The following is an 18,062-nucleotide window of genomic DNA, read 5'->3' as shown; positions in this document are numbered from 1 at the left end:
ACCCCGCGCATGCTGAACAAACGGATCTTGCTGGTCGCCCAGAACGGTACGCCCACCCCCAACTCCCCCCGCGAACACCCCCCTTGCAACCGCCTCCCCACCCCCACCTCCCCACCGCCCCCTCCACCACCCTCACCACAAAACGGCCGGCCGCCCGGCCCGGCCCCAATGGGGGGCGACCTCCGCAAGCCGCATCCGCTAGGCTGTCAGCGCCGCCTTCGTAGCTCAGGGGATAGAGCACCGCTCTCCTAAAGCGGGTGTCGCAGGTTCGAATCCTGCCGGGGGCACAACGCGTTACCGCTCTGACCTGGGGTTTCTCCCCCAAGGAGGGGTCTTACTCGGCCTCGGACTTCTCGTCCGAGGCCGTTTGCGTGAGCGGTGCGTGAGCGGACGGGGGAGTTGCCGCCCCAATCTGGCCCCACGGAGCAGCACCATCTGGCACGGACTTGTCAGCCTCGCCGGGCTCGGCGCCAGCCCCGGACCGGACGCCCTCGGCAGTGGCGCGCGCCCGCGGCACGAGCCGGGCCGCGGCCTCCGCGATCGCCAGATCCGCCTCGGGGAGCAGGCTCGTGTACGTGTCCGACGTGATGGTGATCGAGGAGTGGCCGAGCATCTCCTGGATGTCCTTCAAACCGGCACCGGCCGCGTGAGCCAGCGTCGCGGCACCGTGACGGAGGTCGTGGAGCCGGATCGGCGGAAGTCCGATTTCCTCGTGCAGCTCGATGAACCGCCGTGTGACGTTGGCGGGGTGGAGCAATTCTCCGTTCTCGCGGGTGAAGACCCTTCCGGTCTCCACCCAGGCGCTCTCCCACTCCTTGCGGTCCTTGTCCTGCTGGGCACGGTGCCGCTTGAGGGCCTGGACCGTGTCGGAGTCGAGGGCGATGATGCGCGCTCCGGCGTCCGTCTTCGGATCGTCCTCGTACACCTCCCAGCCGTTCACGACGAGTTGCTTGGCGACCGTGAGGAGCCCGGCCTCCAGATTCGTGTCGGTCCACCTCTGACCGCACGCCTCGCCTCGCCGAAGTCCGCGGAAGGCGACCAGGTGAAACAGCGCGTACAGCCGGTCCTCGGCTACATGGTCAAGGAAGAGGCCGGTGTGTTCCGGCGTCCAGACCATTACCGGCGAGGGCTTCTCGCCGGTGCGCTTCCAATGGAGGATGCGCTCCTCGGTCCACACAAGCGCCTTGGGGCGCCTGCCGGCCTCCAGCTCGACGTGGGCGGCCGGGTTGAAGGTGATCAGCTGCTGGGCGATCGCAGCGTTCAACGCGGCCCGCAGTGTGGAGCGAACCCGTTGCCGCGTCGCCGGACCGACAATGCGGCGGTAGGGGTCCATCTCGGCGATGGCCGCTTTCATCGCCTTACGGCGGGCGCGGGGCTCGCGCCCCTTCCAGGCAATCTGTGCGAGATCCTCGACCGCCTTGCGTCGTGCGGCGTTCCCCTCGGCGATCTCGACGTTGGCCTCGGCTATGGCCTCGAACATCTCCGAGAGGTGAGTGACCCGAAGGCGGTCGAGCCGAACGTGCCCGATGCGCGGTTGAAGGTGGACGCGAATATTGCTCTCGTCGCGGCTGATTGCACTCTGTCGCCCCTTCTTGCCCGCCAGCCAGATGTCCAGCCACTCGCCGACCGTGAGGCGGCTGGTGAGGTCCAGGCCGTGGCTCAGGCGCCGACGGGTCGACTCGATGTCCGGCAGCGGAGCCTTCTCCTCTGCCACTTTCTCCAGCAACTCGGCGATCTGATCCAGACCTTCGGAGTCGTCGGCGTCGGCAAGACCGAGAAGGGCGCGTATGTGGTCGAGGTCGGCTTGGGCGGCTTTGAGGCTCTCGTAGCCGGCACGGCTGAAGGATCGGCGAGTGCCGTCGGCTCGGGGAGGGAGCTCCTGGCGTACGGAGTAGGAGCCATGCTTGCGGCTGGTGAGCTTGGGGCACTTCTTGCCGAGCGGCTTACCGGTCTCGGCGTCGCGGCAGTAGCAGCGGCGGTGGGTGGATCCCTTCAAGGGCGTTCCTCCGTGGTGGTATCGGGGGCCCATTCGGGCGGGTCGACGTCGTGGAGTGAGGGTGGGAGGTCGGGCGGGACGGCTCCGTCGTCGAGGAGGTCTCGACGGAGGTGACGGAGCTTGTACTTGGCCGAGATGGCCTGGTCGGCGTACTCGGTCCGTTTTCGTTCGGCTTCTTCCTGTTGGGCGCGGCTGGTTGCCGTCTTGGCCGCGAACCGTGCCTGCTCCTCTTCGTCGAGCGCAGCTAGGGCGGTGCGTACGAGGCTCGTGTGGGCTTCGAAGTCGGGCACGAGACCCAGGTCGCGCCCGAAGACTTCCTGTTCGCCAGAGAAGCGACGCAGGGCGTCCCAAGTGGGGACGAGGCTCTGGAAGGGGAGCTCCTGGGTCTCCTCGACGTAGCCGACCGGGAAGATCAGGCAGGCGGGGTACGTCTCCAGGGCGGCGGCCAGGACCAAGACGTCCACCAGCGGCAGGCCGGCCCTGCGGCCGGACTCCATGTTGGCGATCACATTGCGCGGGATCGGGTGCCCGAGCTGCTCGCACCGGTCGGCCAGTTCCTGCGCGCTCCACCCCATCTCCTTTCGTCTGCGGCGGACTTCGCCGGCCACGTTCGCCTGCACCCGGTCCACCCACTCCGGGAAGTCATCCGCTTCATCATCCACACGGCGTTGCGTCATGTAGACACATTAGCTTGTGGATCCTGATTGGTGGCTGCCTGGAGCCGGACGTGATGCCCGCGTTCGCCGATGGCTGTACCGAAAGGCATGGCGCATGCGCGAAAACACCGCAGAGGGATCGCCGAAAGGGATGAGTCGTGAGGACCTACTGGCCCTGCCGGTAGCCGTTGACCTCGAAACCAGCAACCGCGCCCTTGGGCTCGGGCGGAGCAAGGGCTATGAGCTGGCGAAGCGCGGGGCGTACCCGTGCAAGGTCCTGCGGCTGGGCAACGCCTATCGGGTCGTGACCGCAGATCTGCTGATCCTGTTGGGTCTGGCCGCGTGAAAGGGCGGGAGCGTAGCAAACGGTTCTGCGCTGAGCTGACACAGAAACGCTGGACTGTGGCCGGGCGTGACCGTACTGTCCGTGGTCCCTCGCGGTACCCCAATGCCTGCGGGAAGGGGGAGAGCCCCCGGCGGTGCAACGCCGGAGGCCCCGTAGCTCCCCAGCGATCCGATGAGAACCGACCCGGCGGAAAGGGCGGGCGAGCCCGCCACCGCCAGACGAGGAGCTGCCCAGTGGAACCCGAGAACCCCAAGGACTATTCCGAGCCCGCCAAGGCGAGCTGGCCCACGACCGCCATCCCTGGTCGGCCAGGTGCCCACCTGGGCGCCGCCCAGCCCGTGGACACCGATCCGGGCCTGACCGGCGGTTCGGCCGCCGACAGCGCCGCTGAGGCGCAGGCGCCGAGCAGGCTGGAGGACGTCCCCGATGCGGAGCCGACGCAGGGCTCCACGCTGCTGGATGAACTGCACTCGCAGATAGCCCAGTTCGTGATCCCGCCGTCAGCGGAGGCGCTCGATGCGATCGCCTTGTGGGTGGTGGCCACGCACCTGCAGACCGCGTGGCAGCACGCGCCGCGTCTGGCGGTGGTGGGGCCGGAGAAGCGGTGCGGCAAGTCGCGGCTCCTGGACGTGCTGACCGAGACGGTCCACGAGCCGATGCTGACGATCAACACCACGCCGGCGGCGATCTTCCGCTCGATCACCGAGGAGGAGCCGCCGACGCTTCTGGTGGACGAGGCAGACACCATTTTCGGTACGCCGAAGCAGGCGGAGCGGAACGAGGAGACGCGTGGCCTACTCAACGCCGGTCATCAGCGAGGGCGTTACGTGACTCGGGTTGTCGGTAACGACCACACCCCGCACAAGTTCGCCACCTTCGCCATGGCGGCCATCGCGGGGATCGGCAACCTGCCCGACACGATCATGGACCGGTCGGTCGTGATCCGGATGCGTCGACGGGCCGAAGGGGAGAAGGTGAAACCCTTCCGCTCCCGCCGTGACATTCCTGCCCTGCACGAACTGCGCGACCGGGTCAACGCGTGGGCCAGGCCGCTTCTGGAGGAGGCGGCAATCCTTGAGCCGGACATGCCGGTCGAGGACCGCGCCGCCGACACCTGGGAACCCTTGGTGATCGTCGCCGAGCTGGCCGGTGGGTCTTGGCCGCGCCGGGCTCGAATGGCGTGCGCACGCATGGTCGCCGCCGAAGTGACAGCCGAGGAGGACAACCCCGGCGGCGCACGGATCCTCGCCGACATCCGTCGGATCTTCGCTGCCCAGCGGGAGGTGGACAGCCTGTCCACCGAGGAACTCCTGCACCACCTGCGCCAGGACCCCGAGAGCCCGTGGGCGGAGTGGGGGCGCGGCGGGCTGAACGCCCGTGAGTTGGGCAGGCTGCTGCGAGGCTTCGGCGTGGGGCCGGGCAACGTCCGGATGGCCGACGGAACGCAGCGCAAGGGCTACACGCGCAACAAGTTCCTCGACAGCTGGCGGCGGTACTGCCCCACCGTCCACCCCGTCGGCACCCGCCCCGCCCCCGACAGGGGCTGAGGCCCGCCGCCCTGGTTGCCGTCCCTGCCGTCCCTGCCGTGATCTCGCAGGTCATACGGCCTGCGAGCGAGACGGCGACCGGGGCCAAGACGGCAAAGCGATCACGACCACTGGCGTGGCCGCCCAAGACGCTGTCCGGATCCGTCTTGCACCGTCTCCCGCGTCCTTGCCGTATCGGTGCAGGTCACAGCCCTGGCCAGTGAGACGGAAGACGCAATGCCGCTGTCCCGACTCGGGACAGACGCCGTGTCCCGACTCGGGACAGGAGCACCCCGGTCGGGCACTGGCGCGGCGAACCGCCTGCGGCGTACTGCGACAGAGCTGAAGACGGCTGGCGGCACCACCGAGACGGACAGCCGGAGCCGCTGCCGTACCGCCCCTGACCTGCACTTGCAACGGCCAAGACGCCAAAGACGCCCCACACCACCACCCCAGGAGCACCCGCTTGCCCACCCCTCCCCTCTCACCCCCGCACCACCAGCCGGTCAACCGAACGACCGAAGGACAGCCCGCAGCGCCCCACGGCGCTGCCGAGCGCTACGCGCTCATCGCGGCCGGCATCGTCATCGTCGCCCTGACCGCCGGAGCGTTCTGTCTTTCCTACGCGCACCTGGCCGACGTCGCCGGGCAGCACGGGCTGGGAGATTCACCGGTCCGCCGCTGGGCGTGGCCCGCCACCCTGGACGCCTTCATCGTCGCGGGTGAGCTGCTCATGCTCCGCGCAGGGCTGCGCCGGGTCACCGACCGATGGGCCATCGCCGTGACCGCCATCGGATCTGTCGGCTCCATCGCCCTGAACGTTGCCGGGGTCAGCGGCACACGCGAAACCGGTGACGTTCCGTTCCTCGACTACGTGGTGGCCGCGGTTCCACCGGCAGCCGCGATGGTGGCCTTCGCCGTACTGATGCGGCAGATCCACCAGCTCGTGGACCAGCACCCGCTCGCAGGTTCCGGGCAAGTGCTGAGGGCATCGGTGACCACACCTCTCCAGGCCGCCGGAATTCCAGCGGAGCCAGCCGAACCCGGCGAGCTCGCCGGGTTCACCGAGCTACCGGTCGCCGTGCCCGATGGGTCTCCGCAACCTCCTGCGGAGGTTGCGGAGACCAAGTCCCGCGGTGGCCGTCCGCCCGGCGCCCCGCTCAGGGATCTCGTGGAGATCGGCAGGGCTGCCTGTGCTGAGCAGGGAAAACTCACCCGGGCCACTGTCCGGAAGGCAGTTGAGGACAAGGGCCTTCCGATTTCCAGTGAGCGGCTGACCGAGGTGACGAACGTCCTCCGGAACGAACTCACAGCCTCCGCCGAAAGCGGTCCAGCCAGCGGCTGACCAGGAACCCGCCGGGTGACCGGAACCCGTTCCGGTCACCCGGCCAGGCCGGTCACTACTGGCTCATCACACCCAAGGACGGGTCCGTGTGACCGCTCGCAGCTCACGGGCCCTCCCGAGAGCCCGCCCCACCCCACCCCCTCGTCTGGAGAACCGTTCATGACGCACGATCCACACCACCCCAAGGAACAGATACCGCTGACGAAGTCGCCTGTGCTGACGGAACGTGTACGGCAGGCATTCGGACGGGCTGCTTCAGACGGAGCAAGTTGTCGGGTAAGGAGTCCTTACCCGACCTCCGCCCCAGGGGAGGCGGAGGCATCCGGCGCCGAGGCGGCACCGGAGTCGGCCGGCCCGGGGGAGCCGGCCGGGACAGGAGGCACCAAGCCATCGTCGAGCGTGCAGCAGCAGCCAGCGCCGCGTCGCCGTCTGCGTGACAAGCAGTTGCGCGAGCGCCGCGTCCACCCCCGCTACAACGACCACGAGTTCGTCCTCATTAAGAACGCCGCTGCTCTGAGCGGCATGGCGACCGGTGGCTACGTGGCCGAGTGCTCCCTTGCCGCTGCCCGTGCCAGCGATCCCACCGCAGCTGTCGCCGACTATCGCGCCACGGTGAAGACGCTCATGGCCGCCAACGGACAGCTCGGCAAGATCGGCAGCAACCTCAATCAGCTCACCCATCACCTCAACAAGGACGGCGCCTGGCCCCACCCCGCCACCGTCCAAAGGCTCCTGGCCCGCGTCGAGGCGTCCATCGACGAACTGGACACCGCCATCGCCCAGGTCACTGAGGCCCGGTGAGCCGGTGATACCCAAGATCATCCTCGGCGCGGGCCCGAAAGCCACGCAACGCACCATCGCCTACCTCTTCGGCAAGGGGCGGGCCAACGAGCACACCGACCCACACCTGGTGGCCTCCTGGAACGGCTTCGCCCCAGACCCCGGCCGCAGCCCCCACCGCGACCCGAAGGATGTGGAGGCCCAGCTCGTCGCACAACTGGATCAGCCCGTGAAGATGCTGGGCGACAAGGCACCCAGGGACACCGTGTGGCACTGCCCCGTCCGCACCGCGCCCGAAGACCCGATCCTCAGCGACGGGCAGTGGGCGGACATCGCCCGCCGGATGGTGGCCGCCGCCGGCATAGCCCCCGACGGGGATGAGGAAGCCTGCCGCTGGGTGGCCGTCCGTCACGCCGACGACCACATTCACATCGCCGCCACCCTCGTACGCCACGACGGCCGTAGGCCCGAGCGGGGCTACGACCAGCGCGCAGTCCAGCGTGAGGCCCGCTCAGTCGAAGTCGACTATGGGCTTCGCCGGTTGAAGCCAGGCGATGGCACCGGAGCCAAGCGACTCACCAGCAAGGAACACTTCAAGACCAAGCGTCTGGGCCAAGATGCTGCCGCCCGCGATGTCCTGCGCCTGCGGGTCCGCCGCGCCGTCGCCGCCGCCTCCGACGAGGCCGAGTTCTTCGCCCTGCTGGAGGCGACCGGCGTGACCGTTCGCCTCAAGCTCGGCCCCTCCGGCGACGCGCTCGGTTGCAACTTTGCCCTGCCCGACGACACCAACGGCAAGGGCGAGCCAGTCTTCTACGCGGGCTCCACGCTCGCCCCCGACCTGTCTCTGCCCAAGATCCGCAAGAGCCTCGCCACCACCAGCCCCGAACCGGTCACCGTCCGGCCGGGCAACCCATGGCACCAAGCCACCGCCGCCGCGGAGCGCATCCCCCACCACCTCACCCACGGCGACGACCAGACAGCGCAAGGCCAACTGGTCCTACTCGGCGCGACGCTGGATCTACTGCCGATCAACGCACCGACCGCGGTGAAGGCTGAACTGGAACGAGCCGCTGTCGCCTTCGAGCGCGCCACCCGCTCCCGCATCGCGGCCGACCTCGCCAGCACCCACGCTCTGCGGCGCGGAATCCAAACGATCTGGCGAGACCGGCCCTCGGACGGCGACGGATCCGGAATTGCCATGTTGCTGGACACCGTGCTCACGGCAGTGGTGCTCGCCATGCACTGGCACCGCACCCACCAGCACGCCCAGCAGGAAGCGGCAGCAGAACAGGCTCTCGTCCACCTTCAGGTCGCGTACGCCCAGGTTGCCGAGCCGGTATTGGCCGGCCTCGCGCAGCGCGCCCCCAGCCCCCAGATGAAGCACCGCTACGCCCACCACCTCCAGCAGGCCGTGCCGGAGCATGCCGAGCGCATCCTCAACGACCCCGCCTGGGACGCACTCACCGCCGTGCTCGCCGAAGCAGAAGCTGCCGGGCACAACGCGACGACCGTGCTCGTTCAGGCACTCGGCCAGCGCACCCTGGACGACGCCCACAGCCCCGCCCGCGCGCTGACCTGGCGCATCCGCCGCCTCGGTGACCGTCACGCCCCTGGTCCCCGCGCTCAGGCGGCCAGGGCGCGCAGCACCACGCAACGTGGTGCCGCCCCTATCCACCGGGCAGCAGCCCCTCCGCCGCCGCAGGCACCGCCAGCACGGCGGCGCTGATCAGGCCGGTGCGGACAGCTTGGGAGTAAGCAGCTCCAGCGCCTCCTCCCAGCGGTACTGGTCCGCGCCACCGCCGGCCTTCGGCTTGTGGGGCTCGTACGAACCGATCAGGACACCCATCTCACGCAGCCGCTCCAGGCTCTGGCTGTATGCGGGATGGGCGGCCTGTGCCGAGTTCAGGTAGGGCATGACGGCAGTAGGGATGCGGAAGCCGTACGCCTCGCACAGGATGCCCAGCGCCAGGGTGTCCGAGATCCCTGCAGCCCATTTGTTGATCGTGTTGAAGGTGGCCGGGGCCACCGCGATGGCGTCGGCGGGCGGCAGCGGCCGTGGGTCGCCGGGCGAGCGCCAGGCCGAGCGGATCGGGTAGCCGGTCTGTGCCTCGACCGCCTCGGTGTCTATGAAACCGAGGCCCTGCGGGGTGGCGACGACACCCACATCCCAGTTCGCCTCCTGGGCCGCGGTGATCAGAATGCCTACGTCGCCGGCGATGCCGGAGGCGCACACGACGACGTACAGGAAGGGCTTCTTGGTCTGCCGGTCCGGCTGATCACTCACGCGGGGACTCCCAGTTGACGGCTGAAACGGTGCAGTTCCGGCAGCGTACGACGGCGGTCGCGGGCGGCCATGTCGGCCACCAGCTCACGGACGGCCGGTCGGCGGATGTCCTGGGCCGCGCAGCTTTCTGCGATGCGAAGGGCCTGGTACCCGTCCGCCAGGCGTCCCTGCTGGCTGTAGGCGCGGCCGGCCTCGATCCACAGGGCGGCACGACGCTCGGGGACGGGGATATGGCGGCGCATGAGAGGCCGGGCGGTGTCCAGGGCGACGCCCGCGTCGCCGAAGGCGACCGCCGCGCTGAGTCCGTGCAGGGCGACGTTCGTCGGGCTGAAGTTGGCCCAGGCGTCGGGGCTGTCGAGTGCCACGTAGCGGGCGACTTCCTTCGCCTCGGTGAGGAAGTCCTGGGTGGAGGAGCGGTCGCCGCCGCTGCTGGCGGCGGTGACCCCGCGCAGAAGCAGCAGTCCGAGTGCCGCAAGGTACTTCGGGGAGCGCTGGTCATACGAGCCCGTGAGCTGGTCGGCGGTGTGCCGGACGAGGGTGACGGCTTGAGCGGTGTGGCTGTCACGGGCCAGGGCGTGGGCGTGAACGCGGACGCTGGAGGCGAGGACAACAGGATCGCCGGAGCGTTCGGCCTCGGACATGGCGCGTCCGACCGCGAGCCAGGCATTTCCTTGGTCGCTCTGCTTGAGCAGCAGGCTCGCCGAGGTCTGGTACGCCGTGGCGAGGAGCCCGGACAGGTCGCTCGATCCGGGACTGTCGCTGATGGCCTGCCGTAACTGCCCGATCAGGACGGGCAGTGTGCCTTCCAGTTTTGTGTAATCGCAGGTGCAGAAGAGGCGTCGTACACCTGCGACTTGGTCTCGCATGCTCTGGAGATCCGGCACCGGTTCGGCAGTCACCCGGGCTGTTCCGGGCAGCAGGGACTGGACCAGGTCCTGATGGGCGGTGCTGGGGAGGGTCGGGGCCGCGAGCGCGGCGATGCCGGCGGCAAGAACGGTACGGCGGTGCATGTCCTCTGTCTCGGGTTCGGCGTGGTTGATGTCCGAGGTGGCCGCGAGGCCGAGGCGGTGTGGCGGAATCGCCAGCACGCGCGAGACCTCGCGCAGCGTGCGGACGTCGTCCGTGCCCCTGCCGCCTTCCAGGCGGCTCACCTTGGACTGGTGATAGCCCAGGGCGGAGGCGACTTCCTTCTGCGAACGCCGCTGTAATACGCGGGCCTGACGGATCACTTCACCGATCCGTCTCGCTTCGCTGTGCTCTTCGGCCATCTGTGCCACGGCTCCTCCTGCCGTCGCCGATCCTGCCTTCCCAACCGAGCGTAAGGGACCGGCAGTGCACCGTGATGCAGCTCCTGCATAGACGATGCAGCACCGGCACGAGTCCTGGTCCGAGGGGCCCGTGCGGCGGTTACGTGGAGTGGCCGAACCAATCAGGAGGCCGCTCATGGAAGCGCACCACATCCGGATTCCCGTCCATGGCACATCTGCCGGCGCCGCGTCGGCGCGCCGGCAGATCGCCGAGGAGATACGGGATTGGGGTGCCGCTCTCGGACCTGCGCTCCTGGATGCGGCTGCGTTGGTGGCCTCGGAGCTGATCACCAACGCGGTACGGCACGCACACGAAGGACCGATCACGGCTGGCGCCTACCTCAGCGATGGGGCGCTACGGATCGCGGTGATCGACACCAGCTTCGACATCCCGGAAGTCGGCCTGCCGGATGAGGAAGAGGAAGACGGACGCGGCCTGTTCCTCGTCGCCGCACTCGCCGACCGCCACGGATTCGACCCGCTGCCCTCCGGTAAGCGCTGCTGGGCCGAATTCGAGTTCAGCACCCCGCTTCCAACCGTCGCAACACACGTGCCCCAGATGAGGAGCTGACTGTTGCCAGCCGTACGAATTCCCCCAGTCGCCGCAGAAGTCGTCGCCGTGCGCCCGAGCGTTCCGCTCGCCGGGGCCGTGACCGTAGATGGGTCGAAGAACGCAGCCCTGCCCCTGCTGGCCGCCGCCGCGGCCATGCACCGCCCGGTGCACCTGAGTAACGTCCCGGCCAACACGGACGTAGGGACGATGCTCACCCTCCTCCAGCAGTCCGGCTGGCAGGCGGCCCGCCCGGTCAGCGATCCGCATACCACGGTGATCCTGCCGAGCGACAAGCAGCGGCCGGATCCCGATCCCGAGGTCGCTGCGCGGATCAGAGCTTCGTACTACCTGGTCCCGGCTCTTCTCGGCGCCTATGGGCGGGCCCGTTTGCCGTGGCCGGGCGGCTGCGCCATCGGGGATCGTGGGATGGAGCAGCACTTCAAGGTGTACGAGCGGTTCGGCGACCGCTCGACCGTCGGTGACCGCGGCTACCTCGTGGAAGCAGCCACTGGCGGACGCGGCACGGTGTCGATCATGCTCCCCTTCCGGTCCCGCGGAGCGAGTATCGCCGCACTCCTGCGTACGGTCGTCGCCGGACGGCCGCTGCGACTGGGCCAACCGAACCTGTCACCCGAAGTTCTCAGTGTCGTAGAGGCGTTGAGGATTTCCGGGTGGGAGTGCCGGGTCAGCGAGGCCGTCCTCACGCTTCAGCCGCCTCGATCCGTCTCCGGTGAGGAGATCGCGTGGCGGGTGCCCGGCGACAAGATCGAAGCGGGCACCCTGGCCTGCGCAGTCGCGGTAACAGGCGGCAACGCGCACATCCTCGGCGTACGCCGCGACGACATCACCCCTCTGATCACCGCGCTGCGCTGGCTCGGCGTCCCTGCCGACGCCGAGGACGGCACCCTCACCGTGCAGGCCCAGGACGCGCAGCCCACCGGCCGACCACTGCGAGCCATTGCCTCTCTGTCTCCCGGCGGTCTGGACGCGGACTTCGAGCCCGCGCTGCTGGCCCTGGCCCTCACCCTGCCCGGCACGCACCTGTTCGCCGACGACATCAACCCCGGCCGCCACCGCAACCTGCTGCCCCAGCTCGTCCGCCTCGGAGCCACGATCGACGAGCTGTCGCCCACACAGTGCCGCTTCGCCGGACCGCAGCAGCTGACCGGTGCCGGAGTGGAGGCCACCGACATCCGCACGGGTTCCGCCCTGCTCATCGCCGGCCTCACCGCTCGCGGTGTGACCACCCTCGGCGGCCTCGAACAGCTCCGGCGCGGCCACGCCGACCTGCCCGTCAAGCTGCACGCCCTCGGAGCCGACATCTGCGAGGTGATCCCGTGAACGGGCAACTGCGTCAGATCATCGCGACGACCGACGTCCACTCCGCCTTCGACTCGGCCGCTCCGATGCTCGTCCACCTCCACGCTGCGAGACCCGACAGCCTGATCGTGGACTGCGGAGACTTCTTCGAGGGGAGCGGCTACTACCACCTCGGCGAGGGAGGCATCGAGCGCGAAGTCCTCACCACCCTGTACGACCTGCTCGCGCCCGGAAACCACGGGTGGCCGCACTACTTCGAGCCGGGGCTGCGGCGGATGACGGTGTGCGCGAACACGACCGACGACTGCGGCACGCCGCTCTTCGACCGCGTACGCATCCAGGACATCGGCGGACGACGGGTCGCTGTCACCGCGGTGATGGGCCCGCAGGCGTTCAACGCCATCCCTGCCGACCAGCGCGCCGGCCACCGCATCAGCAACCCGGCACAGGCTCTGCACGAGGTGATGCAGGACAACCACCACAGTGCTGACGCGTGGATGGTGCTGTCCCACTCCGGCTTCGAGGAGGACCTGAAGCTGGCCACAGCCTGCCCGCGCGCCGATGTCATCTTCGCCGGGCACTGCCACAGCGACAGCTCCGGCCCCGTGCACGTCGGCGACACCCTCGTGGTCAAGGGCCGCGAACTCGGTGTCGGATACTCCGCCGCCGAGCCTGTCGGCAGCGGCTGGGGCGCCCGCATCGGGTCCTTCCCCGACGCTCATTCCGTTCCTCACGAACTCACCTCGGTGATGGAGAAGATCTCAGCCATCGGACTGCGGCTGAGAAGCCCCATCGGCGCTGTGGACGAGCGCCTCCGCGATGCGCCCTTGGATCGCCGCAGACTGCTCGAAGAGATCGCAGGCCGACTGCACTCCGGCCTCGGCGCTGACGCGGTCATCCTCAACGAGACCGCCCTGCGTCCCGTGCCACTCGGCGCCACGCTGACCCTCGGCGACCTGCTGGCCATCGAGCCCTTCGGCAACCAGCTCGTGCATGCCTTCCTCCCCGAGCAGCACGTCCGGGACCACGGCAAGCTGCTCGACCACCTCACCGAACTCGTCGGCCGCCTGATCGTCGCCCCTGCGCCTCTTCCCCCGGCGATCCGAACCGTGCTGACCACCGACTACCTCGCCGACAGCTACCTCGGCGGGCCAACTCACCAAGCAGGCGTGCGCCTTCGGCAAGCCGTGAGCCATGTCCTGACCACCTCGCTGCCCAGCTCCGCAGACTCCCAAGAAGGAGGTCAGTAATGATCCTCACCGGACCTGAGATCAAGGCTGCCGTGGCCAACGGGCGCTTACGGATCACCCCCTTCACCCCGGACCAGACGAACCCCAACAGCTACAACGTCCGCCTCGCTCCGACCTTGCTGACGTATGCCGCCAAGGTGATCGACGCCCACCAGACCAATCCCACGCGCTCGATCCTGATCGGCGACGACGGATACGTCCTGCAGCCCGGCGAGCTGTACCTCGGCCACACCGTTGAGGAGGTCGGCTCGGACATCTTCGTCCCCCTCCTCTTCGGCCGCTCCTCGGTCGGACGCCTTGGCCTGTTCGTCGAGATCACCGCGCCGATCGGCGACATCGGCTTCCACGGACAGTGGACCTTGATGCTCTCGCCCATCCGCCCGCTACGGGTGTACGCGGGCATGAAGATCGGGCAGATCATGTTCTTCGTCTCCACCGGTGACGTCGAGCTGTATCGCGGCAAGTACCAGGGTGCCGCCGGCCCCCAGTCCTCCCGCTACTGGCAGGACGCTGCACGCATCCAGGCGGTGGCCTCGTGATTCTCACGGGTCCAGCCATCGCCGCTGCCGTCAGCACGGGAGAGATCACTATTTCCCCCTATGAGCCCGAGCGGATCTCACCCAACGCCTACGACTGGCGGCTGGGCGACACGATCCGCATCTGTGACGGCGACCTGGACGCCGCCGCCCGCACCGCCTTCACCGAACACCTCATCCCTACGTCCGGTTTGGTCCTGCAACCCGGAGTGCTCTACCTAGGCGTCACCCTGGAGAAGACCGGCTCGGAAACGTACGCACAGCTCCTCAACGGGGACCGCACCATCGGCGCCCTCGGCATCTGGGTCCACGTCTCCGCTCCGCTGGGCCACCAGGGCCACGCAATCCGCTGGACCTTGGAGATCCGCGTCGCCAAGCCCGCCCGCGTCTATCCGGGAATGACCTTCGGCAAGCTCGTCTTCCTCACCACTGCCGGTAGCCCGGCCAGTTACCAGCAACAACGAGCCAAGTACGCGGCGACGGACGGCATCGACATTTCCCGCCTGTACGAAGAGATCCCTCAAGGAGCGTTGTGAAGTCCGTCGTTCACCCAACCGCGGGCCTCCTGGCTGCTACCTGCCTGGACCTTCCGGCCGGTAGCCCCGGCGGCAGCGTCGAACTCTTCCTCGATCTCTATACCGGCGACGAGCCCCTCATCCCCGCGCGGGCCTTCATGCTGGCACCCCCGGGCCCCAGGCCCCGTCTCCCATCTGGCCTCGACCTGCTGTCCGTCTCCGGGAAGTGTCTGGAAGGTGCCGGCTTCAGTCGCTACGTCGCAGCCCTGCGCCGGGCTCTGGTGACCGCGATCGATCCGGCACAGATCGGCGTTCTGCACCTGCAACATCTCGCGTTCGGCGCCACTCCCGCCTTGCTCCGGGCCCTGCCGGCACACCCGAGGATCGCGATGGTTCACGGCACCGACCTGCTGTTTGCCGAAGCTCACCGCGACCAGCTCCAGGTACTGCGCGAGACTGCGAGGGCCGCGGACGCAATCGTGGTCTCCACCGGTGCCATGGCCGATCACCTGCTCAAACTCGCCCCGCAAACAGACCGCCGCAAGGTCGTCCACATCCCGTGGGGCATCCCCGACCATCTGCTCACTGATCCACCGGCCCGGCCCGCCCGCACGTCAACCAGCCATCTGCGAGTCCTGTACGCAGGACGGCTGACATCCGAGAAGGGCGTCGAGCGCCTCATCACCGGCCTGGCGCCCATTCCGGGCGTCGAGCTGAGCGTCGCCGCCCCCAGAGCCCAGTTCCGCGCCTTGACCCCGCTGCTCCAGCGGGCCGGTGTGCGGGCCCGCTATCTCGGCTGGCTCCGCCGTCCACAGCTGTGGAAAGCCTTCACCGAGCACGACGTACTGGTCCTGCCGTCCACCACCCTGGAGGCCATGGGCCTGGTCGCGCTGGAGGCCCAAGCCTGCGGCCTGCCTGTCCTGTACCAGCCCGTGCCCGGCCTCACCGAGGTCCTCGCAGGGTCCGGAGTGGCCACCGACTTCACGCACTCCACCGCACTCGCCCGCGACCTGAACCGGCTACGGACCGCACCGGAACTGCTGCCCGCTCTCCGACAGGCGGGCTACGCGAACGCCACCCGCTACCCACTCTCGACGACCGCTCAAGCCCTGACGGACCTGGGCCTCCAGCTCACATGAACGTCACACACCAGACGATGCCGCCACGCCGATCGCCCACCGGACCCGCCGACGTCACTACGCTGACCCGGCGGGATGCACACGGCGAACAGGGAGACCATGACGTACCGCACCGACAGCATCGAACAGCTTCTGAGCGAAGGCGTCCGCGACAAGGTCTACCCAGGCGCCGTATGGGCCGTCGGTGACGCTGTCGGCATCCACGCCTCCGGCTCCACCGGAGTGCTCGACCCCGACGACCCCGGTACGCCGATGCGGCCCGACACCATTTTCGATGCCGCCAGCCTGACGAAAATCCTCGCGGTGTGGGCCTCGATCGGCGCCCTCTGGGAGGAAGGCAAACTCGATCTCGACATCCCACTCGCCACCTTCTGGTCCGAAGTCGACGGCCACCCGCTCGGGGGCGTCACCGCCCGCCATCTGCTGACCCATACGGCCGGCGTTCCGCTGCGAGCCCAGCTCAAGAACCTCTACGGCACGGACCCACAAGACGTCCGCGACGGAGTCCTCCACGAAGCCCTGCACCGTCCACCCAGCGAGGCCGTCGAATACACCGATCGAGCCGCCCTCATCCTCGGATACCTCGCCGAGCATCTCGCCGGCCAGCGCCTCGACGAGCTCGCGACACAGCGGACGTGGCAGCCACTGGGCATGCATACGACCCGCTTCGGGCCGCTGCCCCCCGAGACCGCCTCACGATGCGCCCCGACCGAACTCGACCCGGAGACCGACACCCACCTCAAGGGCACCGCCCACGACTTCTCCGCACGGCACCTGGGCGGAGTGTGCGGGATCGCCGGAGCCTTCACCGTCATGCACGACCTCTGCGCCTTCCTGCGCTACATGCTCGACACCACCACCGCGCCCGGCCAGGCGGGGTTCGGCCCCGCCTGGACTGCGGAATCGTTGACCACCCAGACCGGCGAGCTGCAGCCGGTCCGGGGGCTGTTCTGGCACCCGGCGCCCGGTACTTCTCCCGCCCAAGCGGTCTGGGTCCACTACGGGTTCACGGGCACCGGTATGTGGATCTCACCTCGTCAGCAACGTTGGGCAGTGCTTCTGACCAACAAGCTCTACTACACCCGCGACCGACAGCCGCTGACGGACATCCGCAACGCCTTCTGTGGGCTTGCCTTCGAGTGAGATGGCGGGCGTACCCAGACTTAGCGGGCTCATCCACCCCTCCAGCCTTGCGGAGAACGCGTCCTCGACCTGATCGAGCCGCTCCGTCCACCAGTGCAGCAGCGCCTCGTCCGCCGTGAAGAGCTCGTCGAACGAGAAGCCAGCGCGGTGGTAGTGGAACTCCAGCTGCCAGAAGTCCGTCATCCGCTTCCCTCGGCGAGCGCGCAGACGCGAGTCGGTTTCATCGAGGCCCGCCTACAACTGAGGCGCACGACGCCCCAGCGGCGTCGCTAGCCTCTGGCTTCATCCCTGGTCGAGGATGCCCGGCGGGGCACTATCTGCAGCGGATGTAGATCGCAAACCCTCTCTGTGGCTAGGGCCGTTGACTCCACGGCATGTGGCAGCCACGTTGGAGCAAGCCTCTTACGATAGACGCGCCGAGCTCTCTGCTGCAGAATCTGAGCACGAGGCACAATCCGCAGTGCCTTCAGCGTTGGAGTACCAGAAAGGCGCATCGCCGACATGCGAGGCACTACCGGCTCCTACTCCGCCTACGTCGACGAGCTAACCCTCCTTGCCCGGGATGTAGCACGTGGCTCATGGCACCGGATCGAACAGGACGTCAGCCTGGCGTTGAATGGGCAGGCATCTGAACGGTTACGCCAACTTGTCCCTCTGGCCGCACGACGCGCGCACGGCGCATTCTTTACCACGGGCACAGTTCGTGAGTCGTTCAGCAACGTGCTTCAGGGCCAGTCTCCATTCTCGGGCCGCTTCTGGGACCCGTCCTGCGGAGCAGGGGATCTGCTGCTCGCCGCATCCGAGCATCTCCCAGTAGGAGCAAACACCAGCGAGACGTTGAGGCTTTGGTCGCGAACCCTTCGAGGCAGCGACCTGCAGCCCGAGTTCGTCACCGCAGCAAGACTCCGCCTGTACCTGGCTGCGGCCCGCAGGACACGCGACGCAGGGTCAGAAGCCCGGACCAACGATGGCGACCGTGGTTGGGCTGACCTGCAGTCACTCAGAGTCGAGGACGGCCTGGCAGCACTGCACACCGCCAGAAGCTTCCGTGGCAGCGTGCTTCTCAACCCACCCTTTGGGCCTATGCCAGCAGATACGCGTTGGGGTTGGGCCGCCGGCGCTGTGTCCCAAGCCGCCGTGTTCACTCTGGCCGGCGCCAAGGCGCTCTCCCTGGGCAGCCATTTGACTGCCGTGCTTCCAGACGTACTACGCAGCGGCTCTCGCTACGAGCGGTGGCGCCAGCTACTGTCCGAACATCTCTGTTTGAAAGTCGTCCAGACCGAAGGTCAGTTCGATCCCCACACGGACATTCATGTATTTCTGCTCTCGGGCACGCGTCAGCGTCGCTCGAAGCGGACAGAATCCG

16 protein-coding genes and 1 tRNA gene are annotated in these 18,062 nt (G+C 68.4%); 13 read left to right on the top strand and 4 right to left on the bottom strand.

Annotated elements, in window-relative coordinates:
• Positions 1 to 214 precede the first annotated feature (214 nt).
• Positions 215 to 287: transfer RNA gene (locus tag ACIRJP_RS17415), tRNA-Arg, on the top strand.
• Positions 288 to 334: 47 nt separating this feature from the next.
• Here ACIRJP_RS17415 and xerC read toward each other — a convergent pair.
• Positions 335 to 1,996 carry a tyrosine recombinase XerC gene (gene xerC, locus ACIRJP_RS17410; RefSeq protein WP_404174263.1) on the bottom strand — a complete coding sequence of 554 codons (1,662 nt, stop codon included), beginning with the start codon at positions 1,994 to 1,996 and terminating at the stop codon, positions 335 to 337.
• On the bottom strand, positions 1,993 to 2,673 hold the full coding sequence (locus ACIRJP_RS17405; RefSeq protein ID WP_404174260.1) for a helix-turn-helix domain-containing protein: 681 nt from the start codon (positions 2,671 to 2,673) through the stop codon (positions 1,993 to 1,995). Before ACIRJP_RS17405 ends, xerC begins: the two co-directional genes overlap by 4 nt.
• Positions 2,674 to 2,767: 94 nt before the next feature.
• Between ACIRJP_RS17405 and ACIRJP_RS17400 the strand changes: the two genes are divergently transcribed.
• The 5 genes from ACIRJP_RS17400 to ACIRJP_RS17380 all read left to right on the top strand — a co-directional run bounded on the left by ACIRJP_RS17400 (position 2,768) and on the right by ACIRJP_RS17380 (position 8,375).
• Positions 2,768 to 2,998: a hypothetical protein gene (locus ACIRJP_RS17400; RefSeq protein ID WP_328900683.1), complete on the top strand. Its 231-nt coding sequence runs from the start codon at positions 2,768 to 2,770 to the stop codon at positions 2,996 to 2,998.
• A 233-nt stretch (positions 2,999 to 3,231) separates the two neighbouring features.
• Positions 3,232 to 4,545: a DUF3631 domain-containing protein gene (locus ACIRJP_RS17395; RefSeq protein ID WP_404174257.1), complete on the top strand. Its 1,314-nt coding sequence runs from the start codon at positions 3,232 to 3,234 to the stop codon at positions 4,543 to 4,545.
• Between the two features lie 445 nt (positions 4,546 to 4,990).
• Positions 4,991 to 5,869, top strand: a complete 879-nt coding sequence (locus ACIRJP_RS17390) for a DUF2637 domain-containing protein (protein WP_404174254.1) — start codon at positions 4,991 to 4,993, stop codon at positions 5,867 to 5,869.
• A 399-nt stretch (positions 5,870 to 6,268) separates the two neighbouring features.
• Positions 6,269 to 6,670: a plasmid mobilization protein gene (locus ACIRJP_RS17385; RefSeq protein ID WP_404174251.1), complete on the top strand. Its 402-nt coding sequence runs from the start codon at positions 6,269 to 6,271 to the stop codon at positions 6,668 to 6,670.
• Between the two features lie 4 nt (positions 6,671 to 6,674).
• Positions 6,675 to 8,375, top strand: a complete 1,701-nt coding sequence (locus tag ACIRJP_RS17380; protein ID WP_404174248.1) for a mobilization protein — start codon at positions 6,675 to 6,677, stop codon at positions 8,373 to 8,375.
• Here ACIRJP_RS17380 and ACIRJP_RS17375 read toward each other — a convergent pair whose 3' ends face one another.
• Together ACIRJP_RS17375 and ACIRJP_RS17370 are read right to left on the bottom strand one after the other, a co-directional pair.
• Entirely contained in the window at positions 8,376 to 8,933 is a 558-nt protein-coding gene (locus ACIRJP_RS17375; RefSeq protein WP_404174245.1) for a flavoprotein, read from the bottom strand. It lies immediately after the preceding gene.
• Entirely contained in the window at positions 8,930 to 10,201 is a 1,272-nt protein-coding gene (locus tag ACIRJP_RS17370; RefSeq protein ID WP_404174242.1) for a helix-turn-helix domain-containing protein, read from the bottom strand. The genes ACIRJP_RS17375 and ACIRJP_RS17370 overlap by 4 nt, the downstream gene beginning before the upstream one ends.
• 175 nt (positions 10,202 to 10,376) lie before the next feature.
• Between ACIRJP_RS17370 and ACIRJP_RS17365 the strand changes: the two genes are divergently transcribed.
• From ACIRJP_RS17365 to ACIRJP_RS17335, 7 genes are all read left to right on the top strand, one after another.
• Positions 10,377 to 10,811 (top strand): ATP-binding protein, encoded by a 435-nt coding sequence (locus ACIRJP_RS17365; RefSeq protein WP_404174239.1) that lies wholly within the window; start codon positions 10,377 to 10,379, stop codon positions 10,809 to 10,811.
• A gap of 3 nt (positions 10,812 to 10,814) precedes the next feature.
• The gene (locus ACIRJP_RS17360; protein WP_404174236.1) at positions 10,815 to 12,134 is read left to right on the top strand and encodes a UDP-N-acetylglucosamine 1-carboxyvinyltransferase; all 1,320 of its coding nucleotides are present in this window, start codon (positions 10,815 to 10,817) and stop codon (positions 12,132 to 12,134) included.
• Positions 12,131 to 13,363, top strand: a complete 1,233-nt coding sequence (locus ACIRJP_RS17355; protein ID WP_404174233.1) for a metallophosphoesterase — start codon at positions 12,131 to 12,133, stop codon at positions 13,361 to 13,363. Before ACIRJP_RS17360 ends, ACIRJP_RS17355 begins: the two co-directional genes overlap by 4 nt.
• Positions 13,363 to 13,902: a dCTP deaminase gene (gene dcd / locus ACIRJP_RS17350; protein WP_404174230.1), complete on the top strand. Its 540-nt coding sequence runs from the start codon at positions 13,363 to 13,365 to the stop codon at positions 13,900 to 13,902. The genes ACIRJP_RS17355 and dcd overlap by 1 nt, the downstream gene beginning before the upstream one ends.
• Complete coding sequence (locus tag ACIRJP_RS17345) at positions 13,899 to 14,435, top strand: dCTP deaminase domain-containing protein (RefSeq protein WP_404174227.1); 537 nt, start codon at positions 13,899 to 13,901, stop codon at positions 14,433 to 14,435. The genes dcd and ACIRJP_RS17345 overlap by 4 nt, the downstream gene beginning before the upstream one ends.
• Positions 14,432 to 15,553, top strand: coding sequence for a glycosyltransferase family 4 protein (locus ACIRJP_RS17340; RefSeq protein ID WP_404174224.1), 1,122 nt, complete (start codon positions 14,432 to 14,434; stop codon positions 15,551 to 15,553). Before ACIRJP_RS17345 ends, ACIRJP_RS17340 begins: the two co-directional genes overlap by 4 nt.
• A 99-nt stretch (positions 15,554 to 15,652) precedes the next feature.
• Positions 15,653 to 16,696 carry a serine hydrolase domain-containing protein gene (locus ACIRJP_RS17335; RefSeq protein WP_404174221.1) on the top strand — a complete coding sequence of 348 codons (1,044 nt, stop codon included), beginning with the start codon at positions 15,653 to 15,655 and terminating at the stop codon, positions 16,694 to 16,696.
• The last annotated feature ends 1,366 nt before the right edge of the window (positions 16,697 to 18,062 follow it).

The organism is Streptomyces sp. NPDC102437 (assembly GCF_044765565.1).
Taxonomy (GTDB): domain Bacteria; phylum Actinomycetota; class Actinomycetes; order Streptomycetales; family Streptomycetaceae; genus Streptomyces.
This window is presented reverse-complemented; position numbering and strand designations above follow the sequence as displayed.